Here is a 23766-nt window from a genome sequence, read left to right as displayed (position 1 = left end):
AGTACCTTTGTTCGCGCTGGAGGAGAGTGGTCCGGGGCTGCCGGGAGCGTCAGACGGTTGCGCGCTGCTGCGGTGCCGCGACGTCGGACAGCACTCTGGCCAGGATGGCCTCGGCCGTGGCTCCGGCGAACTCCGCTTCCGGATCCATGACAAAGCGGTGGGTCCAGACCACGGAGGCCAGGTCCTTGACGTCGTCGGGGAGGACAAAGTTCCGGCCCTGGCCTGCAGCCCAGACCTTGGCAGCCCGCACCATGGCGATGGCGCCACGCACGGAGACGCCCAAACGGCTCTCGGGCGCGTTGCGGGTCTCCTCACAGAGCCGGGAGATGTATTCCAGGACAGCCGTGTCAACGTGCACGGTGGCCGCGAGGTCAGCCATGTCCGCCACTGCCTGGGTGGTGATAACGGCGGTGATGTCGGCGGAACGGTCCTTGAGGTTGGAGCCGCCCAGCAGCTTGACGGTGGAAGCGTGGTCCGGGTAGCCGATGGAGGTCTTGATCAGGAAGCGGTCCAGCTGTGCCTCCGGGAGGCGGTAGGTACCGGCCTGCTCGATCGGGTTTTGCGTGGCCATGACCATAAACGGCCGGCCGGCCTCATACGTTACGCCGTCCACCGTGACCCGGGATTCTTCCATGACTTCCAGCAGTGCCGACTGTGTCTTGGGCGACGCCCGGTTTATTTCATCGGCCAGGACGATGTTGTTGAAGATCGGGCCCTTATGGAACTCGAACTTCTGCGTCTTCTGGTCGTAGATGGTCACACCGGTGACGTCCGAGGGCAGGAGGTCGGGGGTGAACTGGATGCGGTTGTTGGAGCCCTTGACGGTGGCGGCCATGGCACGGGCCAGCATGGTCTTGCCCGTGCCAGGCGCATCCTCGAACAGTACGTGTCCCTCAGCCAGCATGGCGGTGAAGGTCAGCCGGATGACGTGTTCCTTACCAAGCACCGCCTGCCCCACGTTGGAAACGAGCTTGTCGAAAGTGCCTGCAAACCATTCGGCCTGCTCGGTGGTCATGGTCATGAAGTTCAGTCCTTTTCTGGTGGTGCGGGGCGCTGGTCCGGTGATGATGGAGCATGTGGCTGCGTACGGGTCAGCATCTGCCGACGTCAGCGCCGCTGATGTCGATGGTTTCAAGCTTGACGTACCAGCCCTGGTGGGGGCCGCCGTCCATCCGGTACCACTTGTAGTACGACGCCGGGTTGGACGATTCACTGGAACCGTAGATGTTCATCCAGCAGGCGCTGCTAATCCAGCCGTCGGAGTAGGAAACCCAGTTAGCGTCGTTGCCGCCACAATCGGGGCTGCCGTTCCTATAGCCGAATCGATCCGGCACCCCAGGCTTCCCCGGGCAACTGTTGTTGGTTACTTGCTTGACACGGACCTTCGTTGGCGCCGGTGGCGGGGTGGGGTCGGTCCCGGACGTGGACGTGACAGGTCCGCCAATAGCACCGTCCACCACAGTCACGGCGCGGACACGCAGGGTATGGCCCTTGCTCCAGCCTCCAGCGCCGGCTGCAAAGCTGTTGGCCTGGCCCACGTTCTGCCAGCCGCCAGAGTCCATGCTCACTTCGTAGCGGTTGAGTGGGCGGCCGTTCGTGTTGGGGTTGTTCCAGGTCCAATGCACCTGGCCATCGCCCTTGGCCGAGGTTCGGCCGTCAACATTGGGCGCGCTGGGCGGTCCGTATGGGTTGCCCGTGCCGATGGCCTTGGCATCACCCGACATGTTGTTCTTCGTGGACTTAGCGATGATGGTGATGGTGATGTCAGTGCCGTTGGGAAGACCGCCGATATTTCCACCCGATGCGCTGATGCCGCCGGTCTGGCCGGTCGATGCCTGGTATGAATAGGCGATCTCATTCGCCGTGGATCCGTTGCGCTGAGCTTCGGTCAGCGGTGTGAAGGTCACCTTGAGCTGGCCACTGGTGCCGGTCTCTGTCACTGTTCCGCTGCTGACTTGGCCGGGCTTGCCCGCGGCCCGGATGGCCGCCGACTGGGCGCTGGTGCCGCTGGTGCCGGCCTTATTGGTGGCGGAGACCGTAAAGGTGTAGTTGGTCTCCGAGTTGTCCACCGTGACGTTTTGGGAGGTACCTGCCACCTGCTGGGTGGCAATTGCGGCGCCGCCTCGGAGCGTGGTTAGCGTGTACGCGGAGACGGCGTCACCATTGTTGTTCGGCGCAGCCCAGGAAACCTTCAGCTGGCTCTGGCTGCCCACCGGTTGTGTCTGGGCGGCGTTGGGCGCGGCTGGGGTGGCCGGCACGCCGGCAGGCACTTCAGCCGCCGAGTAGGCGCTCCACTCCGACGGTTCCCTGGCATCATTCCGGGCAAGGACGCGGACCTTGTAGGACACGCCGTTGTGCAAACCCTTCCAGACGTAGCTGACGGCGGTCAGGTTCTGGACCTGGGCGTTCTGTCCCGGTGGGGCCGGCGAGATTTCAAGGTCGTACGACTTGATCGGCGAGCCCTTACTGGCGGGGGCCAGCCAGTTCACGGCGAGCTGCTTGTCACCGAACTTGAGGGCCGGTGCCACCGGGGTGTCCGGCTTGACGTCTGGCCGGACGTCGGCGGAAGCGGGCGAACGGCCCGACTCACCAAATTCATTAGTGGCCGTCACTTCGAAGTGGTACTTCGTGTTGTTGACCAGCCCGTTCAGAGTGCAGGTGTTGGCAGGGCAGTCCTGCCTGAAGCCGGACTCGCCGTACACCGTGTACTTGGTGATGGGTGAACCACGGTCCGCGGGGGCCGACCAATTCAACAGCGCAGTCCGGTCACCCACGCTCTGAGTCTGCGGCGTGGTTGGTGCCAGCGGCTTGTCTTTGACGGTCAGCCGGATCCGGGCTGTCGCGTTGCGGGAATCATCGCCAGTCTTGTCCGCCACTGTATAAACCACAACCAAGGTTCCCGTGAAACCGGCCGACGGCGTCACCGTCACAAAATCACCGGACGCCGTCGCGTTTCCCTGGCCGGTTTCTGTAGATGTCGCAATGATTTTCAGCGCCGTTTCGGGGAACGGGTTGGCGTCGTTGGCGAGGACCTTGACTGTCACCGGCTTACCGGCGGCGGCGTTGGGCTCAAGGTCGTCATTGGCAACCGGTTTGGGCCGGTTGGAGGCGATGACGGACAGCTGGTAGGTGGCGGTCGCTTCCAGTCCGCGCGAATCCGTCGCCTTGACCTGAACGGCCCCCGAGGTGCCGGTGGCGGTTGATCCGTCCACCGAAGTTTTGAGGATCTGGCCGTCCATGCGGGCATTGAAGCTGGCAGGGCTGCCGCCCACCAGGTCGTACTTCATGTTGTCCACGTCGTTACGGTCAGGGTCCGAGGTCAGCCGGCTCAGGTCCAGGTCGGCGGACTCCCCCTTCGGTACTTCAATTTTCGCGCCCAGGAGTTCGGGCGGGTTGTTGCGGTTGGGGTCCGGCAGCACCTTCGTGCGGATGCTGAGGGTGGACTTCAAGCCTGCAGGATCGTCAACGGCGGTGCCGTCGGTCACTTCAAAACTCAGCGAGCCGGGCCCCACATAGTCCACGCCGGCGAAGTACTCCAGTGAGGTTCCGTCGCCCGAAACGGGATTGCTGCCGTCCGAGCCGATGAGCTTGATGCGGTCTGTCTGGGTCAGGCGGGGTGACCGTCCCTCACGGACCTTCACCCAGTCTTTGAGGTCAACGTTCACGGACTGCCCCGAGATGACCTCGATAACCTCGTCCTTGGCGAGGGTGGGGACCTGCTGCCCCAGGCCCGGCACCCAAATGATCGCGGTGGATTTCTGGCCGTCCACGTCTTCGACGAAGTACGGGATCAGCTGCGGCTGTTCAGTGAGCTCCACGATCATGTTGCCGTCGGCCCCGGGGCGTGCCGTGACGGCCTCGGTGCTGATTTTGAGGTTCTCACCCACGCCGTCGGGATCTTCATCGTTTTTGAGGACAGGCACGTCCACGGCAGTCTTTCCCCTGGCCTGGGCGGACGTTACCCGGTCATCGCGCGCAATGGGCGCCTTCAGGGGAACCTCGTTATCGACCACCACGCGGATGGTGGCCTGGGCGGATGCCCCCCGGTCATCGGCGATGGCGTAGCGGACATTAACCGTGCCGGCCGCGTTGGGGGCCAGCAGGATGATGCGTCCGCTGGTCTTGCTGACGGTGGTCTGGAGGGCTGCGTCAGCTTCGATGCCGTCCGTGAGGATGCGGATGAGGTCGCCGTCGGGGTCAGTGTCGTTGCCGGTGGCGTCGACGGCGATCTGCCGTCCCGGACGGACCTTCACCTCGTCATCGACCGGGGTGGGGTTCTGGTTTGTCTCTCCCCGCGGGGCGATGCCCACCGTCACGGTGCCGGTGTTGACGGCGCCCTGGCGGTCCACCACCTTGTAGCGGAACGTGTCGGTTCCCGCGCCGTCGCCGGCCGCGGTGAAGTCAATGAAGTTGCTGCCCACGGTGGCGGTTCCCAGGGCAGGGGTGCTGTCGATGCCGGTCAGCTGCACGGAGTCGCCGTCGGGGTCGATCCCGTCCAGGGGTACCGGTATCCGCACTGTTCCGGCGGCCACCACGCGGGCGGTGAGGTTCCGGGGCTGCGGCCGGGAATTCTCGGCGCCTTCCAGCGGAAGGATGTGGATGGTGAGAGCAGCGGCGCTCTTCTGCCCCTGCGGGTCCACTGCGTTATAGATGGCCCGGACCGTTTTGGGCTGGGCGCCAGCGATGAACCGGACGGTGTTTTCGGAGACGAAACTCTTGCCGTCCAGTGCGTCCACGGTCTGCGGCAGGACGGGGTCAACGGTCAGTTGCTGGCCCTGCGGGTGGGTGTCGTTTTCCAGCACCGGAATGGTGACGACGTCGTTGACCCGGACGTTTACTTCGTCGGGTTTGGGTTGGGGTGCTTCGACGACGGCGGGAGCCGGGACCGGGACCACGGCGACGCTGCCGGTGGCTGGCTTCCTGCCGTTGGACATGGTGTATTCGAAGCGGAAGGGCTCCTTGGTGCCCAGGACATCGGTGATGCGCAGGACGCTGTGGTCGATCACGCTCACGGACGCTGTGGTGCCCTCCGGAAGCTTCACGGATTGCAGGACCAGCACACCGCCGGACGGGTCCGAGTCATTCGCCAGGGGGTCCAGGAGGACGCTGCCGCCGGTCGGCATCAGGGCGACATCGTGCACGGCGACAGGATCGCCGGCGTCGTTACCGGATTCCACGTCAACCCGGATCAGGCCCTGGCTGCTTTGTGGGCCGTTGCTGGCGATGTAGGTCAGGTAGACCGGGCCGGGCGTGGTGCTGCGGAAGGTGAAGGTGCCGCCGTCGGTGACGGGACCCAGCTCGGCGGGACCGGTGGCCTCGACCTGCGCCAGGCGGAGCGCACCGCCGTTGGGGTCGACGTCGTTCTTCAGGGGTGAGATCACCAGGTCCTGGCCCACCACTGCCGTGACGTGGTCGGCGTTGACCACCGGCGCCAGAGCACCTGGCGGCTGGACGTTAATCACGACTTTTCCGGTGACCGTGGCGCGGCCATCCCAGATGGTGACTTGGACGTTCTTTTTTCCGGCGGTGGCGCCGGAATCCTGGAAGGTCAGGACGCCGTCGCGGCGGACTTTGACCTGGTCCTGGTCGTTGTCGGCCTTGGCGTCCATCAGGACGAGGTCGTCGCCGTCGGGATCGGTCCAGTCGGTGAGGATGTTCTGGCTAACGGTTTTGCCCTGCTCCACGAGCATGGTGGTGGCCTCACCGCCGCGTTTGAAGACGGGGGGCCGGTTTTCGTCGGGACCCACCACGTTGAGGGTGACCTGCCCGCCGGCGGAAAGCCCCCGGCCGTCGGCCGCGTTGTAGTTGAACCTTTCGGTGCCGGGCCTGGCGTCCGCGGGCACGGAGATCTGGAATGCCGTGCCGCCGTAAATGCTCTGCAGGGTTCCGGCTTTGGGTCCGGAATCGCCGACGGCGGCGGTCAGGACGTCGCCGTCGGGATCTGAGTCGTTATCCAGGACGCTGAGGATGGTGGTGCGTCCTGGACGGACGCCTATAACGTCGGGTTTTGTTTCCGGCGGCCGGTTGGGCTTGCTGCGGTCCGGCAGGACGTTGATGGTGTTGTTGTCCGCCGACTCCTGGTCCTGCTCATCGGATTCGTTTTTGGGCGGCACAACGTCGTCCCAGTTGTTCACGAGCTGCATGTTCTGGTTCACCAGCCACACATTCCCCGAGTTCACATCATTCAGGACCACCAGGTCACGGTTCACCCGGAAAACATACGACGGCGACGCACTCGCCTTGGGCACATCCACGTTCCTGTCGTCAGCATCATTTCCGCAGTCACGGACATACTTGTTCGCCCCGGCCCACGCCGCATGCACACAGCCACCCAACTGGACCGGTGCTGCCGGCACTCCCTCACCATCAAAGGTGACCGTCTTCGCCGTCGAACCATCCAACGGCTGCTCCAACAACGCCTTCCGCGTCGAAACGGCCACAAACTCACTGGCCGGCCCGCCCTGCTGCAGCTTCGCATCCCGCGCACTCGCCAACACCAGGCGCTTACCGCCCGGGAGGAACAGGTTCCCCGCCGCAGCATCCAACACCACAGGCTTATCGCCCACCACCGTGATCTGCAGATCACCCGCGCCTTTGAGCTCACTCCACGTGTTCGAATCCGAGGTCAGCACTTCGCCATTGGCGTCCACGGCGGTCACCGTCACCAGACCGGATTTCGGGTCCGCCGAGTACACCCGGTCATCAGCACCCACCGCCGACACCAGCCCCTCCGACCCCACCATCACCGGCTCGGAAGCCTCCTGGTCAAAACCATTCACCGTGGACGGCGAGAGCGCCCACACCTTCCCGGCCGCCGGATCCGTCACCGAGATCACCCCGGCACCAAAACTCACATCCGCAGACCCCGGCAACTGCTTATCCCCGCCCAGGCGCATGTTCGCAGGCGAAACCTGGTTCAACGTCGAACCCGTCTCATCATCCACAAACACATCCCCCGCACTCTGGAGAACATCGAAAGTAGTACTCGCCGGCGTCACGGCACCATCCAACACACGCGACGGATAATTCAACCGGCCCACAGCATTATTGGACTTACTGACAACCCACACACCGCCGTCGTTCAACTCCACCTCGGTGGTCTTAAACCCCGGATAGATGATCGCACCCGTCACCAACACGGCACCCACAACGGCAAAAACCGTCCCGGTGACCATCCTGTTGTGCCACTTCACGAGACCAAGCTTCCCCAGCAGACTTGTCACAGCTTTACTATTCCCCTGAAATCACAACTGCCGTGCGGCAGCTAAATTGCCCTTTTTGCTTCCGTGGGCCGGTTCCGCCGCTCCCCCACAAAGGCACCGGAATATTGCTGACAGTGCCTGACGAACCGCCATGGGAGCACTTCCCTCATGCGGGGGCCCGATCGGCCGCCACAGACGACTATAGCGTGATTCGCCAACAACTGGATAAACCCGCAGGTGAGCCAATCGGGGCCCAGCGGGCTCAGCACACGGTGCCCTGCGTATCGCCCTGGCCGGAGCCAAATCCTAGTCGACTACCAGGCCCTTGCCTTCGCCTCGGGCCAGCAGCACCGGATGGATTTCACCGAACCCGCGCACGTTTTCGGCGGGCTGCGGGACCAGGACGAAGTGTTCGTCCTGATCCAGCGCGGACGCCGTCATGGAATCGATCAGGACCGTACCCGGATCAGCCAGGGTGGTCAGTCGGGCAGCGAGGTTGACCGTGGGTCCGTAAATATCGCCGAGCCGGGACAGTATCCGCCCCCAGACCATCGCCACCCGCGCTTCGGGAAGGATCTCATCCTCGGTGAAGGCCTCTGCCAGGGCGAGCGATATTTCTGCGCCTGCAGCCGGCGTTTCCGCGATGTACAGGACTTCGTCACCCACTGTCTTAACCAGCCGGCCACCACCCACGGAGATGATCTCGGCGCATTTGTTCTCAAAGCGCTGGACCAGCCGGGCGAGGGTCTTTTCATTCATCCGGCGGGACAGGCTCGTGTAGGAGACCAGGTCGGCGAAGCCCACGGCACGTGCCAGGGGCAGCGGAGCGTCGTCTTCGTCGCCTTCGCGGCCTTCCTCGCTGGCCTGCAGGCCAGCCTCGGCGCGGACGGCAAGCCGCTGCACGCCGGCGTTCAGCTGCCGCCGCCACGAGTAGACGAGCATGTGCTCCAGCGCGTCCAGCAGTGCCGGCAGTTCCTGGACCAGTCGCTTGCGGGCCAGGGCGTCGGTGACACCCTGCTCGTGAACCATGTCCTCCACGAGGGCTTCGATCTGCCAGACCACCATCCTGTCGGTCATCTGCCCGATGGAACGGGTCACGGAGATGGCGGCCTCCTCGGTCAGAACCCCGGAGCGGACCAGGTCCACCACTGTGGAGAGCGCTGCCTGGTCACGTTCCGTGAAGGCGACGTCGTCGTCCCCGAAGTTCGGGAAGCCGAGGGCGCGCCACAGCTTCCGCGCCGACAGGAGCGACAGACCGGCCCCGGCGGCCACTTCGCGGCGCCTCAGCTTGCGCTCGCCACCGAGCAGCTTGGTCTCGAGTAATTTGGCCGCCAGCCGCTCGACGGACGACGTGCCTGTTGGGGGGTGGGCAGTCTCAGCTGCGGGGGCTGGCAGGGCCGGCTCGCCCTGTTCTTCCTCATCGTTCATCATGTCCACCTTCTCTCAATTCCCACGGCAATACGTCCCCGGCACTGTCCCACGATTCATCGGTCTCCGGATCCCTGCCCTCGGGCAGTTCGGCCATCGCATCCAGCACAAAGTCCCGGAACCGTGCGGCTTCCGGGACGTCCTGGACGGTCACCACACTTTGGTATCCGGTTTCCAAGGATATATTCCCGGAGCGCAATATGCGCTGCACCACCGACTGGTGGACCGTCACGTTGCGGACCGAGGCGAGGTTTACCTGCTCATCACGCCGCCGCAGAATTCCGTAGCGGGCCACAATCCGCTGGCTGGTGAGTATGTACCGGGTCCCCTGCCAGCGCACCAGCCGGGGCAGGCAATATGCCAACCATATCCATGCAGCGGCGAGCACGCATGCCAGGACGATCCACGGTGTCCAGTCCGCCGAGACCGCCGGCACCACGCGGCTGGCCTCACCCCGCAGAGTCCAGGCGCTGGCGAAGGCCGCGGCGGCGGGCGCGGCGATGAAGAGTGCGGCCGGGCCGGCCAGTTTCCTCGGCTGCGGACGGGTGGTGGTGATGACCTGTTCGCCCGGCACGAGGCCTTTACGCATAACCGCCTTCGGTGCCCTGGCCGGGCGGGGTCCACGGGCGCAGATGAACTACATCGCCGGCGGTCACCACATGTTCGCGGGCGTCTTTGTCCACCACGAGCAGGGATCCGTACTCGTCCAGCCTGGTGGCATGGCCGATTATCTCGTGGTCGCCGGGCAATTGCGCGCGCACCTGCCTGCCCAGCGTGACCATCACGGACTCCACCCGCTTGTGGAGCGAAGGGCCACCGGCCATCCCGGCGGTGGGGTCGCCGTCGGCATTGCAGAAACTGCGGTAGAGCACGGCGAAGTGCGCCAGATAGCTCTTAAGCAGCTGGGTCCGGTCAACAGTCAGCGGCTGCTCAAGTGCCACGGACGTGGCTGTGGGCACCGGGAGTTCGGCTTCGGTCAGCGTCACGTTTAGGCCGGTCCCCAGGACTACCGCCGGCACGGAACCGTCGCCCATGGGCCCCATCTGGGCCAAAATCCCGGCGATCTTGCGGCCACGGACCAGGACATCATTGGGCCATTTAAGCTCGGCCGGGATGCCGGCCGTCTCCCGCAGTGTCTGCCTTAGCGCCAGCGCGCCCAGCAGCGACAGCCACGAATAGGTGTGGGTGGGCAGGGGCCTGCCCGCCGCGTTGGCTGGCCGCAAAACCATGGAAACGGAGACGGAACTCAGCGGCGGCGCTTCCCAGGTCCGGTCCAGCCTGCCGCGCGCCGCGGTCTGGTACTCAGCCGTCAGCACGGACAGGTCAGGCCACTCTTTTGGCTCAACGGTGAGTCCGCGCAGGAGGTCCGCGTTGGTGGACCCGGTGGAGTCCATCACAACCACCTTCGCGATGCCGGTAGCGGCCAGGAAATCCTGGTCCGCCAGGGCTCCGCGGTTCAAAGGACTTCCTGGTGCGTGTGTGTCAGCCATGGTTGAATCCTATCGACTCACGCCGCGCCGGCGGCTGTTCCGGCGGCCACATGCCTGGAATGCGCCTCAGAGAAAAATGTCCGGAACGAGCTGCTCCTCGGCGGCCCCGAGACTGTAGGGCCGGAAGTCGGTGACGCCTGCCGCTGTGAGCACCTGTTCGTCTGTGTAAAAGTTGCCGCTGGCCCCCGCCTGGCCCGCACGCGGGGTGCCGGGCTGATTGCTGCCGGTCAGGATGGCATGGGCAGCATCGGCCATGATCTCCGGCCCGCGGGCAGCCTGCACGATGGCCCGGCCGCCGGGCATATTCCGGATGGCGGCGGTATCGATCAGTGTGCACGGCCAGAGGGAGTTGACGCTGATCCCGTCCTCCTTGAGCTCCTCGGCCAGCCCGAGGGTGGTCAGGCTCATGCCGTACTTGGCCATGGTGTAGGCAAGATGCCTGCCCGCCCACACCGGGTCGAGGTTCAGGGGCGGCGACAGGGTGAGGATGTGGCCGTTGGCCGACTTGCGCAGCGCCGGCAGTGCCAGCTTGGACAGCAGGAACGTCCCGCGGACGTTGATGTCCTGCATCAGGTCATAGCGCTTCATGTCCACCCCGTCCGTTGTGGACAGATCGATCGCGGAGGCGTTGTTGAGGACCACATCGATCCCGCCGAAGCGCTCGACGGCGGCGGCCACGGCCCCTGCGACATCCCCGTCGCGGCGGACATCGCCCACGATGGCCAACGCCTCGCCGCCGGCGGCCTCGATCTGTTCGGCGGCGCTGTGGACGGTGCCTGCCAGCGTGGCGTGCGGCTGACCCGTCTTGGCCAGCAGGACAATGTGGGCGCCGTCGCGGGCAGCACGGGTGGCAATGGCCAGCCCGATGCCGCGGCTGCCGCCGGACATCAGAATGGTGCGTCCCCGCAGCGAACCGGTGGCCTGGTAGGGCGTTGCGGCGGCGGACCGTGCATCGTTGCTGGAAGTCATGGGCTCCACTGTAGCCGAGATATGTTACTCACCAGTAACATACGTCCTGGCCGCTGGATGTGGCGGAAAATTGTAGGTTTTCTACAGCCGTCCTGCATTGATGCGTCATTAGACTAGCCAGCAGGGTTCGTCTTTTGTGTGGAGAAGCTACTTAAATGCCGCACGTGACCTGCCAGGCACCACCGCACGCAGCACCACATTGTTACAGCACCAATCTGCTATAGAGCCGGAGACACTTGATGAGCCACGATCTGACCACGACAGCGGGAAAAATCGCCGACTTCCGCGACCGCCAGGCCCGTGCAGAGCTGCCATCCGGTCCCGAAGCCGTCGAAAAGCAGCATGCCCGCGGCAAGAACACCGCCCGCGAGCGCGTTGACCTCCTGCTGGATGAAGGCTCTTTCGTGGAGCTGGATGCGCTGGCAGTCCACCGCTCCACAGCCTTTGGCATGGAAAACAAAAAGCCGCTCGGTGACGGCCTGGTCTCCGGCTACGGCACGGTTGACGGCCGCCCGGTGGCGGTCTACAGCCAGGACTTCTCCGTCTACGGCGGGTCGCTGAGCCAGGTCAACGGCGAGAAGATCGTCAAGGTCCAGGAGTTCGCCCTGCGCAACGGCTGCCCGGTGGTGGGCATCCTCGACGGCGGCGGCGCCCGCATCCAGGAAGGCGTTGCCTCGCTGGCCATGTTTGCGGACATCTTCCGCAACAACGTCCATGCTTCCGGCGTGGTCCCGCAGATTTCGCTCATTATGGGACCGTCCGCCGGCGGCGCCGCGTACTCCCCCGCGCTTACCGACTACGTGGTGATGGTGGACAAGACCTCGCACATGTTCATCACCGGCCCGGACGTCATCAAGACCGTCACCGGCGAGGATGTGGACATGGAAACGCTGGGCGGGGCCCGGCAGCACAATGCCAACACGGGCACGTCCACCTACCTGGCCTCCGACGAAGCCGATGCGATCGGCTTCGTCCGCGAACTGCTGGACTTCCTGCCGTCCAACAACCTCGCCGAGGCGCCGGTGCTGGAGCACCAGCAGGAGCTGGAGGCGGACGACGACGACCTCGCCCTGGATACGCTCGTGCCGGACTCCGCCAACCAGCCCTACGACATGCGCACGGTGATCGAGCAGATCGTGGACGACGCGCACTTCCTGGAGATGCAGTCCTTGTATGCACCCAACGTGATCATCGGCTACGGCCGGGTGGAGGGGCACACGGTTGGAATCGTGGCCAACCAGCCGATGCAGTTTGCCGGCACCCTGGACATCGCCGCCTCGGAAAAGGCCGCCCGCTTCGTCCGGAACTGCGACGCGTTCAATGTCCCCATCATCACGCTGGTGGACGTGCCGGGCTTCCTGCCCGGCAAGGACCAGGAGTTCCAGGGCATCATCCGCCGTGGCGCCAAACTGCTGTACGCGTACGCCGAGGCCACCGTCCCCAAACTGACCGTCATCACCCGCAAGGCCTACGGCGGAGCATACATCGTGATGGGATCAAAGAAACTCGGCGCGGACCTGAATCTGGCCTGGCCCACAGCCCAGATCGGCGTGATGGGCGCCCAGGGTGCAGTCAACATCCTGTACCGCCGCGACCTGGCCGCCGTTGCCGAGGCCGGCGGCGACGTTGAGGCCCGCCGTGCCGAAGTCGTCCAACAGTACGAAGAGGAGCTGCTGAACCCTTACCAGGCTGCCCAGCTGGGTTACGTGGACGCGGTCATCGCACCGTCCGAAACAAGGCTCCAGATCATCAGGGGCCTGCGCGCCCTCCGTGACAAGCGGGCCAGCCTGCCCGCCAAAAAACACGGGAACATCCCGCTGTGAGCGCGAAAAATCCGGTGCTTGAGCCTGTCGAAACCCCTGAGGCATCTTCGGCCCCGCTGATTTCTGTGGTCAAAGGCGAACCGTCTGCCGAGGAGCTCGCGGCGCTGACCGCCGTCGTGCTTTCCCTGGGCGGCACAGACCCAGCGGCGACCGCGAAGCTCCCGCTGCGTCACTGGGTGCGACGGCAGCAATTGCGGCTCGCGCCGACGCCGGGTCCCGGCGCGTGGAAGCGAAGCCGGGGCTAGGCTCGTGGGGTGACTACCGAAACCCCGCCTGCCGTCCGTCCGCCCACCGTCATCGATGCCGTGGCGAATGACTATACCGACACGCTTATCCGGCTGAATCCGAGTTTCGCCACCGAACTGGGGCTGCCCGGCCACGAGACCGAGTACCAGGACTACTCCCGTGCCGGCATCGCCGAATTCGCGGCGGAGGCCCGGAGGGCGCTGGCCGCCCTGGACGGTCTGGAACCGCAGGACGATGTGGACGGTGTCACCCTGGACGCCATGCGTGAGCGGCTGGGTCTGCAGCTGGAAATCCACGAATCCGGCTGGGACGAAGCGGACCTGAACAACATCGCCTCGCCCGCGCAGGACATCCGGGCCATTTTTGACCTGATGCCCACGGATAGCGCCGAGCACTGGGAGCACATCGCGGCCCGCGCACTCAACGTTCCCGGCGCCATCGCGGGCTACATCGAATCCCTTCGCCGGGCCCGTGACTCGGGGAAAGTGTCAGCCGCACGCCAGGTTTCGATCGTTATCGAGCAGACCACCAAGTACGCTGCCGACGACGGCTTCTTCGCTAAGCTCGCCGCCGGTGCGCGCACCGGCGAAGGCCCGCTGGACACTGCAGGGCAGGTAAAGCTCGACGCCGGTGCTGCCGCGGCGCGGGGTGCCTACCGCGGCCTTGCAGAGTTCCTCCGCGCGGAACTGCTGCCTGCCGCCCCGGAAAAGGATGCGGTGGGCCGGGAACGCTACGCGCTGGCCTCGCGCTCGTTCCTGGGCGCCGCCGTCGACCTCGAAGAGACCTACGAGTGGGGCCTCCAGGAACTCGGCAGACTCATTTCCGAGCAGAAAAAGGTCGCCGCCACCATCAAGCCCGGAGCCAGCATCGCGGAGGCGAAGGACCTCCTCAACAATGACCCCGCCCGCCAGCTCAAGGGGACGGACGCGCTCAAGGCGTGGATGCAGGGACTCTCCGACAAGGCTGTTGCCGACCTCGCCGGTGTGCACTTCGACATCCCTGACGTGATGAAGAAGCTCGAATGCCTCATCGCCCCCACTGATGAGGGCGGCATTTACTACACAGGCCCCTCCGATGATTTCAGCCGTCCCGGCCGGATGTGGTGGTCAGTGCCTGCCGGCGAGGAGACCTTTACCACCTGGGCCGAAACCACCACCGTCTTCCACGAAGGCGTCCCCGGGCACCACCTGCAGGTAGCCACCGCCACCTACCGCCGGGAACTGCTCAACAAGTGGCGGCGCAACGTCTGCTGGACCTCCGGACATGGCGAGGGCTGGGCGCTGTACGCCGAGAAGCTGATGCAGGAACTCGGCTACTTGGCCGATCCGGGCGACCACATGGGCATGCTGGACATGCAGCGGATGCGCGCGGCCCGGGTGGTGTTCGACATCGGCGTCCACCTGGAACTTGAGATCCCCGAACGCTGGGGCACCGGGACCTGGACACCGGACAGGGGCTACGCCTTCCTCAAGGAAAACCTGCCCATCAGCGAGGGCCAGCTCAACTTCGAATTCACCCGCTACCTCGGTTGGCCAGGCCAGGCCCCCTCCTACAAGGTGGGCCAGCGTCTCTGGGAACAGATCCGCGCCGACCTCGAGAGCCGGCCCGGATTCGACCTGAAGGCCTTCCACACCAAGGCACTCAACATCGGCTCCGTGGGCCTCGATACGCTCAGGCGCGCTCTGCTGGAACCTCCCACCCCCTGAGTTTTTGTCCAGATAATGCGCCCTGAAGCCGGTCGAGGACGCATTATCTGGACAAAAACTCTTGAGTAAGGTGAGAGTCTTGCCACATGGCCGCCGGGAATAACTTCATATTTCCCTTATATGACACCGGATTTCCGAGGATTTCAGGATGCGAACGACCATACGGCGACGTAACATTTCTCAACATCCGTTCGCCGTGATATTTGGGGTGGGCCTAGCGTGTTCTGGTGAGCACTCAAACCCGCACCCCCGACCCCGCAGGAAAGACCGGCTTCCAGCTGCCCAAGTGGGCTGGCTCGTTCGGCTTCCAGATCATCGCCGCCCTCATCGTAGGCCTGGGCCTCGGCTTACTGGCCAAATACACGGGCAGCACGAAGGCGGCCCCCAACGGTCTCGGCGCCACGTTGCAGACCGTCGGCTCCAGCTATATCTCCCTGCTGCAGACCGCTGTGGTCCCGTTGATCTTCACGGCAGTGGTCAGTTCCATCTCCAACCTGCGCCAGGTTTCCAATGCCGCCAAGCTGGCCTGGAACACCCTGCTGTGGTTTGCCATCACGTCCCTGATCGCAGTCCTGATCGGCATCGGGCTCGGCGTGCTCCTGCAGCCCGGCGCGAACACCGGAATCACCCAGGAGGCCAAGTACGCGGGCAAGACCGGCGACTGGTGGTCCTTCCTGAGCGGGCTCTTCCCCAAGAACTTCCTCGCCCTGGGTGCCAGCTCCACCGTGGCTGAATCCGGCGCCGTCACCACCGCAGTCAGCTTCAATGTGCTCCAGATCCTGGTGATCGCCATCGCCGTCGGCGTGGCCGCACTCAAGGTGGGCAAGGCCGCTGAGCCGTTCCTGAACCTCAACGCCTCCGCGCTGGCCGTCATCCAGAAGGTCCTGTGGTGGATCATCCGGATTGCCCCTGTCGGCACCGTGGGCCTGATCGGCAACGCCGTGGCCGTCTACGGCTGGGACACCATCGGTGCGCTCGGCAAGTTCACATTCGCCATCTACGTCGGCCTGGCCCTGGTGATGTTTGTTGTCTACCCGGTCCTGGTCCGCAGCCACGGGCTCTCCGTCACGCAGTACTTCTCCGGCGTCTGGCCGGCAGTACAGCTGGCCTTTGTTTCCCGCTCGTCGATCGGAACCCTGCCGCTGACCCAGCGAGTCACCGAACGGAACCTGGGCGTTCCGCGTGCGTATGCCTCCTTCGCAGTGCCCCTGGGCGCCACCACCAAGATGGATGGCTGCGCCGCAATCTACCCGGCTATCTCGGCCATCTTTGTGGCCCAGTTCTTCGGCATCCAGCTGGACTTCAGCCACTACCTGCTGATCGCGCTCGTCTCGGTCCTCGGTTCCGCCGCGACGGCCGGCACCACCGGCGCCGTGGTGATGCTCACCCTGACGCTCTCCACGCTGGGACTGCCGCTGGCCGGCGTCGGCCTCCTGCTGGCCGTCGATCCCATCCTGGACATGGGCCGCACCGCGCTCAACGTGGCGGGCCAGGCTCTCGTCCCCGCTATCGTGTCCAAGCGCCAGGGCATCCTTGACGAGACGCTCTACAACGCGCCCCGCAACGGCAACCCGTTCGCGGACGACGACGCCGACTCCCCCACCGCGGATCCGTCCGCCGCAGCCCGGGGTACTGACTCTCCTGGCGCCGGACGCGAACTGGCCGACGCGAAAGCCTGACGCCGCCGCCCGCACCACCGACGCGGCCCGCACCGCACCGCCCACCGCCCTGAGTTTTTGTCCAGATAATGCCGCCCGGAGTCACTTAAATGGGCATTATCTGGACAAAAACTCTTTAGGGGGCGGTGTTGTGGCTTAACGCCCGCCGCCGCCAATCACCCCGTTCTGGACGGCCTTGGTGACAGCGTCCGCCTCAGCCTGGGTCAGCTTGCCGTCGGTGACCGCTGTGTCCAGGCGGGTTTTCAGCGCCGCGGCATGTTCTGCCTGTTCAGCGGTGCGCAGCTCGTCCAGTGCCGCCGTCACCTTGGCTTCGTCCACTCCGAGAGCAGCCGCAAGGGACTTGGCGAGCTCAGCTTGCGTGTTTGCAGGGTCCCGCCGCGCTCCTTCAGCCGGCTTGGTGGTGGGTTTGTTGGCCTCACGGAAGGACTTCAGCGCGTCCGTCACCTTGGCCTCGTCGACGCCGAGCTTGGTGGCAAGTTCCGCGGCGTCCACGCCGCGGAAGCCGCCGTGCCCATGGCCGCCGCGCCCGCCCTTGCCGTGGGCAGGCGCAGTGCTGGTGCTGCCGTCGGCGGAGGCGCTCGAGCTGGCGCTCGGCGTAGGCGTTGTGGTTGCCGAAGCCACGCCGGCTATCCCGATCCCTGCACCGAGGGCCAGCGCGGCGGCCGTCAGGCCGACGGCAATTCTTTTCTTCCGTACCATTTCTGTCTCCTGGATCTGCCGTCAGGTGACGGCTGGTCGTATGTCCCTGATTGGGACTCTTCCAGTCTCTGTAGGCAGCATCAGGGTGAGCTGTCGGGAACCTTTCATCTTCCTGTGAATTAATTTGCGCGTCGTGCAAACTTGCACGTAGTGTAACTTCATGCCCGAACTTCTCACGCGCCGTGAACTCAACAAGGCCGCCACCCATCAGGCCATCACCGATGCTGCCCTGGCGCTGCTGCGCGGCAAAGGACAGGGGAACTTCACGGTGGAGGATATTGCCGAGCTGGCAGGGATCTCGCGGCGTACCTTCTTCAACTACTTCAGCAGCATCGAAGCGGCGCTGGCCTCGGTAACGCACGGCTTCCTGGACAGCGCCCTGCAGCAATTTCGGCAGCGTCCCGCCGATGAGCCGATCCTTGAATCCGCCCGCACCGCCCTCATGCAGCTGGCTGACCCCATGACCGTGGCCCCACTGGCTGAGCTGTTCACGCTGACACAGGACAATGCTCTCCTGTCCCGCTCCGAGCTGGAGGCCTGGGACCACTGCACCGAACAAATCATCAGCGCGGCCAGGGAACGCTTCGCGGGCGCCCCGGGTGCCGCCGTCGACGAGCTCTACCTGCGGGCCCTCGCGGGTTCGGTCATCGCCTGCGGCAAGGCCGCCATGGACGTGTGGTTCGCCCAATGCGGCGCTGACCTCTCCCCCGCCTCGCTCGCCATCCTGCGCCAACTGCTGATTGATGCCATGGGCCACCTTGGCTCCGGCTTCGGAAGCCCCACCGCTGCCGGCACCGCCCCCACTGCTGCACCCACTACCCTCCTCAAAGAACGGCTCTGACATGGCCCTGCTGCTCTACCGCCTCGGCAAGTTCTCCTACCGGCACCGCTGGCTGGTCATATCTCTCTGGCTCGCCGTATTGGTGGCCGTCGGCGGCTCCGCTGCCGCCTTCCACGGCACGCTGTCCAACAATTTCCAGATTCCCGGCACCGAGACCCAGCGCATCGCGGACAAGCTGAAGGCAGAACTGCCCGCCGCCTCTGGCGGTTCCGCGACCATCGTGTTCGAAGCCCCCGCCAGCGGCTTCACCGACGGGGGCCGCGCGGCCGTTACGGCGGCCCTCACCAGACTCGGCGAACTGCCGGAAGTCAAAGCCACCACGGATCCGTTCGCCACCCAGGCCCAGCTGGACCAGGCCGGACAGGCAATCACGGACGGTGAGCAGCAGCTCTCCGCCGGCCAGTCCCGCCTTGACGCATCGCGGGCAGAGCTCGACGCCGGTGCAGCGCAGCTGAATGCCGCAGAGCAGCAGCTCACGGCCGCCGGAGCGCCCGCCACCATCATCGAGGCCCAGCTGGGACAGCAGAAGGCAGCCGTGGCCCAGGGCCAAGTACAGCTTGCTGCCGGCACACAGGAACTCGAAGCCGCGAAGGCCAAGCTGGACCTGGGCAAACGGCAGGCTGAAGCCTCCCGCGGGATCAGGTTCGTTTCTGAGGACGGCCAGGCTGCGGTGGCCCAGGTGCGGTTCAACACTTCCATCAACGCCCTGACACCCGCAGTGCGCCAGCAGGTCCAGGACATTGCGCACGAAACATCGGCCGCCGGCGTCACGGCGCTGGCCAGCAAGGAAATCACCGAGGACATCTCTGAGCTCTTCGGTACCGCCGAAATCATCGGCATCGCCGTGGCCGCCCTGGTGCTGATCCTGATGCTCGGCACCCTGATCGCTGCCGGTCTGCCCCTCCTGATGGCCGTGATCGGCGTCGGAGTTGGCGTGGGCATCACCTTCGCCCTGTCCGGAGCGTTCGACATGAGCTCCATCTCCCCCATGCTCGCCCTGATGCTTGGCCTGGCCGTGGGCATCGACTATTCCCTCTTCCTCGTCAACCGGCACCGGACCCAGCTGCTCGCGGGCATGGATCCGGAGGAGTCCGTGGCGCGTGCCACCGGAACCTCCGGCAACGCGGTGTTCTTTGCCGGCCTGACCGTCATCATTGCCCTGGCGGCCCTCGTGGTGCCCGGCCTGCCGTTCCTGAGCGTGATGGGCCTGGCCGCGGCCGGCACCGTGGCGGTGGCCGTGCTGGTGGCGCTCTCGCTGACGCCGGCCATGCTGTCCCTGATCGGGCGGCGCATCATTTCCCGGCGGGCCTGGGCCAAGGCCGAAGCCCACAACGCGGAGGCTGGCCACGAGGCTGCCGACCGGGTCAAAGACGAAGCCAAGAGCACCCGGGGCTGGGGTGGCCTGGTAACGCGGCACCCCATCGTGGCGCTCGCGGCCGGTGTGCTCCTCCTGGGCACGCTCGCCCTGCCTGCCGCGCAGCTCCAGCTGGCACTGCCCGACGGCGGCTCCGAACCGGTCGAATCCGAGGCGTACCAGGCCTACGACGTCACCGCCCGCAGCTTCGGCGAAGGTGTCACCGGCCCCATCGTGGTGGTGGGCGAGTTCCCGGCCGGCCTGGACGAAACACAGGCCCAGGAACTGCAGTACGACGTCGCGGACCTGATCCGCGGCGTGGACAACGTGGTGGCTGCTGTGCCCGTGGCATTGAGCGTGGACCGCACCACCGCGGTGTTCCAGGTCATCCCCGAAGAGGGCCCCGCCAAGGCAGGCACTGTCCGGGTGGTCAGCGAGCTCCGCGAACGCGGCGCACAGATCAAGTCCGATACCGGAGTCACCATCGGCCTGACAGGGCAGACCGCGGGCAACATCGACGTCTCCACGAAACTCGGTGACGCCCTGCCGCCCTACCTGGCGATCGTCGTCGGACTTTCCCTCGTGCTGTTACTGCTGGTGTTCCGATCCATTGTGGTTCCGCTGCTGGCAACCGGCGGTTTCCTGCTGTCCCTGGCCGCCGCGTTCGGCCTGGTGGTGGCCGTCTACCAGTGGGGCTGGCTGGGCGGTGTGTTCGACGTCGCCAATCCCGGCGCGGTGCTGAGCTTCCTGCCGATCATCCTGATCGGTGTGCTGTTCGGCCTGGCCATGGACTACCAGGTGTTCATCGCATCCGGCATGCGCGAGTCCTATATGCATGGCGCCCAGGCGAAAAAGGCTGTACGGATCGGCTTCAGCCATGCCGGCGCCGTGGTGACCGCCGCCGCGATCATCATGGTCAGTGTGTTCGCCGGCTTCATCTTCAGCCACCTGACCATGGTCCGGCCGCTGGGCTTCGCCATGGCGTTCGGTGTGCTGCTGGATGCGTTTGTGGTCCGCATGACGATCGTCCCGGCCGTGATGTACCTGCTGGGCGAAAAGACCTGGTGGCTGCCGAAGTGGCTGGACCGCATCCTTCCCGATGTCGACGTGGAGGGGGCCAAGCTGGAACGCCGGGAATCCGGGACGCGGAAGCTCTCCGAGCCGGTCCACTAGGCTGACTCCGTGACCCGATTGATCTTGGCCTCCCAGTCCCCCGCCCGCACCAAACTCCTGGCCGACGCCGGAATCCGGCACTCGGTGCTGGTCTCCGACGTTGATGAAGACGCAGTCCAGGCCCGCTACGGGGTCACGGATCCGCACGACACAGCACTTCTGCTGGCACGCGCCAAGGCCGAGGCCGTGGCCGCGCTGCCGGAGGCGGACGGTGCGCTGGTCATCGGCTGCGACTCGGTGTTTGAGTTCGACGGCGAGGCACACGGCAAGCCGTACACCGCCGACGTCGCCCGCGAACGGATGCTCCGGATGAGCGGCAACAGCGGGGTGCTGCATACCGGGCATTGGCTGGTGGACTGCCGCGACACGGCGGCCGACGGCGGCGCCGACGACGCCGGGTCCACGGGTCCGGGCTCCGGCGCCACGCTCGGGGCGGTCACCTCCGCCGAGGTATGTTTCACGGACATGGAACCGGAGGAAATCGACGCCTACATCGCCACCGGTGAGCCGCTGAACTGCGCCGGCTCATTTACCATCGACGGCTTAGGCGGGGCGTTCATCCGGAAGGTGGACGGGGACCCGCACGCCGTCGTCGGGCTCTCCATTTCGACGCTACGGGCCCTCCTGGCGCAGGCCAACGTGCGCATCACGGAGCTTTGGCCGGCCGGGTAGTCCGGATCAATTTGCGGTGCGATTGTAGGTTCCCTACAAAGCTCCGCCCGTTTACCCACGGAATCCGCAAGTAATATCGGCGGAACCCTCAAAATCGCGCTAGGCTCCCTGAAGGAAAGAAGGAGACGCCTTGTCAGCAATTTTGCAGCAGTCCGCAAGTCCCGTGCAGTCGAACCTCACCAAGGTGCTGATCGCCAACCGCGGTGAAATCGCAGTGCGGATCATCCGCGCGGCACGTGATGAGGGCATTGCCTCCGTGGCTGTCTACGCCGACCCTGACCGCGACGCGCTGCATGTCCGGCTTGCTGATGAGGCCTACTCCCTGGGTGGCAACACCGCCGCCGAGTCCTATCTGGTGATGGACAAAATTATTGACGCTGCCCGCCAGTCCGGCGCCGACGCCATCCACCCCGGCTATGGCTTCCTGGCCGAGAACGCCGACTTCGCCGCCAAGGTGATCGACGCCGGCATCACCTGGATCGGCCCCTCCCCTGAGGCAATCTCCGCCCTGGGCGACAAGGTGCAGGCCCGCCACATCGCCGAGAAGGTGGGCGCACCCCAGGTTCCTGGCACCGCCGATCCCGTGCAGTCGGCCGAGGAAATCCTTGAGTTCGTGGACAAATTCGGCTTGCCGGTGGCCATCAAGGCTGCTTTCGGCGGTGGCGGCCGTGGCATCAAGGTGGCCCGCACCCGCGAGGAAATTCCCGAACTGTTTGAATCGGCCGTCCGCGAAGCCACTGCAGCGTTTGGCCGCGGCGAGTGCTTCATCGAACGCTTCCTGGACGCCCCGCGGCACGTGGAAACCCAATGCCTGGCGGACGCCCACGGCAACGTTGTTGTCATCTCCACCCGCGACTGCTCCCTGCAGCGCCGCAACCAGAAGCTTGTAGAGGAAGCCCCGGCCCCGTTCCTCACCGAAGAGCAGAACCGCCGGTTGTACGAATCCTCCAAGGCCATCATGAAGGAGGCCGGCTACGTAGGCGCCGGAACCTGCGAATTCCTGGTCGGCCAGGACGGCGCCATCTCCTTCCTCGAGGTCAACACCCGCCTTCAGGTGGAGCACTGCGTCTCTGAGGAAGTCACCGGAATCGACCTGGTCCGCGAACAGTTCCGGGTGGCCCGCGGCGAGGAGCTGGGCTACGGCGATCCCGAGGTCCGCGGCCACTCGTTCGAATTCCGCATCACGGGCGAGGATCCAGGCCGCAACTTCATGCCTGCTCCGGGCACCATCACCACTTTGAAGAACCCCACCGGCCCGGGAGTCCGGATCGACTCGGGCGTGGAACAGGGGGACGTCATCAGCGGCAACTTCGACTCGATGCTCTCCAAGCTGATCGTCACCGGCGCCACCCGCGCCCAGGCCCTGCAGCGTTCACGCAGGGCCTTGGAGGAAATGGTGGTGGAAGGCATCCCCACCGTGATCCCCTTCGACCTCGCCGTCGTTTCGGACCCTGCTTTCGCCCCCGTGGAAGGGCCGTTCAGCATCCACACCCGCTGGATCGAAACCGCCTTCATCAACGACATCCCTGCCTGGACGCCGAACGGCACCGAGGCTGAGGCGGCCGACGCCGAGGAACGCCAGCGCGTGGTGGTTGAAGTCGGCGGCAAACGCCTCGAAGTGGTCCTGCCGGCTTCCCTGGGATCAGTCGGCACTGGTTCCGGCAGCGGCGCGAAGGCCGGCAAGTCCAAGAAACGCCTCCGATCCGGTGGCACTGCGGCGGCCGCCACCGGCAATGCCCTCACGTCCCCCATGCAGGGCACCATCGTCAAAGTGGCCGTGGCCAACGGCGACGTTGTGGCGGAAGGCGACCTCATCGTGGTGCTGGAAGCCATGAAGATGGAACAGCCCCTGACCGCGCACCGTTCCGGCACCATTGCCGGACTCGGCGCAGTGGCCGGTGAGACGGTTTCGGCCGGCGCCGTCATCGCCACGATCGAAGACTAGACCCCGCCGGAGGCACCCCATGCTCGCACCCAGTTTCGAAGAAGAAGTGGCCAGCTACCACCTGGCCGTTCCGGAGATCACCCGCGGTAATCCCGGGCCGGTCAAGGACCTGTATTCCAGGCTTGACGACGTCACCCTGGCCAATCCTTTCGGCGGCATCGCCCGCGGCTGGGCGCAGGTGGAAGCACGCCTGGACCAGGCATCGCGGCAGTTCCAGGACGGCGAGATGCTGGGGTTCGAAACCATCACGTCCTACACCGCACGCGACACCGCCTACCTGGTGGAGACCGAACACTTCAAGGCCCGTCTGGAAGGCGCCCCGCTCACGGAGGAGTTCGCACTGCGGGTGACCAGCATCTTCCGCCGTGAAGAGGGCTATTGGAAGCTGGTCCACCGGCACGCCGACCCCGCTGCCCGCCCGCAGTCCCGGCGGTCCCTGGCCCAGCCGGCCGTTGAACCCGCCGGGCACTGAGTCCGGCCGATACTAAGTTCGGCGGACATTGAGTTCGGCAGCCATTGAGTCCGCGGCACCACTTGGC

At 65.5% G+C, this 23766-nt stretch carries 16 protein-coding genes; 9 read left to right on the top strand and 7 right to left on the bottom strand.

What is annotated here, in order from left to right; all coding sequences use genetic code 11:
- Positions 1–49 precede the first annotated feature (49 nt).
- From ABIB45_RS07190 to ABIB45_RS07165, 6 genes are all read right to left on the bottom strand, one after another.
- Positions 50–1021: an AAA family ATPase gene (locus ABIB45_RS07190; RefSeq protein WP_354215217.1), complete on the bottom strand. Its 972-nt coding sequence runs from the start codon at positions 1019–1021 to the stop codon at positions 50–52.
- A 70-nt stretch (positions 1022–1091) separates the two neighbouring features.
- Positions 1092–7223: an Ig-like domain-containing protein gene (locus ABIB45_RS07185; protein WP_354215216.1), complete on the bottom strand. Its 6132-nt coding sequence runs from the start codon at positions 7221–7223 to the stop codon at positions 1092–1094.
- A 285-nt stretch (positions 7224–7508) separates the two neighbouring features.
- Positions 7509–8633, bottom strand: a complete 1125-nt coding sequence (locus tag ABIB45_RS07180) for an adenylate/guanylate cyclase domain-containing protein (protein WP_502909171.1) — start codon at positions 8631–8633, stop codon at positions 7509–7511.
- The gene (locus ABIB45_RS07175) at positions 8620–9219 is read right to left on the bottom strand and encodes a PH domain-containing protein (protein WP_354215215.1); all 600 of its coding nucleotides are present in this window, start codon (positions 9217–9219) and stop codon (positions 8620–8622) included. The genes ABIB45_RS07180 and ABIB45_RS07175 overlap by 14 nt, the downstream gene beginning before the upstream one ends.
- Positions 9212–10120 carry a biotin--[acetyl-CoA-carboxylase] ligase gene (locus ABIB45_RS07170; protein ID WP_354215214.1) on the bottom strand — a complete coding sequence of 303 codons (909 nt, stop codon included), beginning with the start codon at positions 10118–10120 and terminating at the stop codon, positions 9212–9214. Before ABIB45_RS07170 ends, ABIB45_RS07175 begins: the two co-directional genes overlap by 8 nt.
- 66 nt (positions 10121–10186) lie before the next feature.
- Positions 10187–11089 carry an SDR family oxidoreductase gene (locus ABIB45_RS07165; RefSeq protein ID WP_354215213.1) on the bottom strand — a complete coding sequence of 301 codons (903 nt, stop codon included), beginning with the start codon at positions 11087–11089 and terminating at the stop codon, positions 10187–10189.
- Positions 11090–11328: 239 nt separating this feature from the next.
- Here ABIB45_RS07165 and ABIB45_RS07160 point away from each other — a divergent pair, with 239 nt between their 5' ends.
- From ABIB45_RS07160 to ABIB45_RS07145, 4 genes are all read left to right on the top strand, one after another.
- On the top strand, positions 11329–12912 hold the full coding sequence (locus ABIB45_RS07160; protein WP_354215212.1) for an acyl-CoA carboxylase subunit beta: 1584 nt from the start codon (positions 11329–11331) through the stop codon (positions 12910–12912).
- Positions 12909–13157 carry an acyl-CoA carboxylase subunit epsilon gene (locus tag ABIB45_RS07155; RefSeq protein ID WP_354215211.1) on the top strand — a complete coding sequence of 83 codons (249 nt, stop codon included), beginning with the start codon at positions 12909–12911 and terminating at the stop codon, positions 13155–13157. Before ABIB45_RS07160 ends, ABIB45_RS07155 begins: the two co-directional genes overlap by 4 nt.
- 9 nt (positions 13158–13166) lie before the next feature.
- Entirely contained in the window at positions 13167–14864 is a 1698-nt protein-coding gene (locus tag ABIB45_RS07150) for a DUF885 domain-containing protein (protein ID WP_354215210.1), read from the top strand.
- 227 nt (positions 14865–15091) lie between these two features.
- On the top strand, positions 15092–16543 hold the full coding sequence (locus tag ABIB45_RS07145; protein WP_354215209.1) for a dicarboxylate/amino acid:cation symporter: 1452 nt from the start codon (positions 15092–15094) through the stop codon (positions 16541–16543).
- A gap of 135 nt (positions 16544–16678) precedes the next feature.
- Here ABIB45_RS07145 and ABIB45_RS07140 read toward each other — a convergent pair whose 3' ends face one another.
- Positions 16679–17242, bottom strand: a complete 564-nt coding sequence (locus tag ABIB45_RS07140; RefSeq protein WP_354215208.1) for a hypothetical protein — start codon at positions 17240–17242, stop codon at positions 16679–16681.
- A gap of 160 nt (positions 17243–17402) precedes the next feature.
- On the opposite strand from ABIB45_RS07140, the gene ABIB45_RS07135 reads away from it, so the two are divergent.
- From ABIB45_RS07135 to ABIB45_RS07115, 5 genes are all read left to right on the top strand, one after another.
- On the top strand, positions 17403–18083 hold the full coding sequence (locus tag ABIB45_RS07135; RefSeq protein WP_354215207.1) for a TetR/AcrR family transcriptional regulator: 681 nt from the start codon (positions 17403–17405) through the stop codon (positions 18081–18083).
- 1 nt (position 18084) lies between these two features.
- The gene (locus tag ABIB45_RS07130; protein ID WP_354215206.1) at positions 18085–20610 is read left to right on the top strand and encodes an MMPL family transporter; all 2526 of its coding nucleotides are present in this window, start codon (positions 18085–18087) and stop codon (positions 20608–20610) included.
- Positions 20611–20619: 9 nt separating this feature from the next.
- Positions 20620–21282, top strand: a complete 663-nt coding sequence (locus tag ABIB45_RS07125; RefSeq protein ID WP_354215205.1) for a Maf family protein — start codon at positions 20620–20622, stop codon at positions 21280–21282.
- A 142-nt stretch (positions 21283–21424) separates the two neighbouring features.
- On the top strand, positions 21425–23227 hold the full coding sequence (locus ABIB45_RS07120; protein ID WP_502909176.1) for an acetyl/propionyl/methylcrotonyl-CoA carboxylase subunit alpha: 1803 nt from the start codon (positions 21425–21427) through the stop codon (positions 23225–23227).
- A gap of 19 nt (positions 23228–23246) precedes the next feature.
- The gene (locus ABIB45_RS07115; RefSeq protein ID WP_354215203.1) at positions 23247–23699 is read left to right on the top strand and encodes a YybH family protein; all 453 of its coding nucleotides are present in this window, start codon (positions 23247–23249) and stop codon (positions 23697–23699) included.
- The last annotated feature ends 67 nt before the right edge of the window (positions 23700–23766 follow it).

The sequence above is a fragment of the Arthrobacter sp. UYCo732 genome, from assembly GCF_040547265.1.
Taxonomy (GTDB): domain Bacteria; phylum Actinomycetota; class Actinomycetes; order Actinomycetales; family Micrococcaceae; genus Arthrobacter.
The sequence above is the reverse complement of the archived record's forward strand: the minus strand, read 5'-3'. Positions and strand labels throughout refer to the sequence as shown.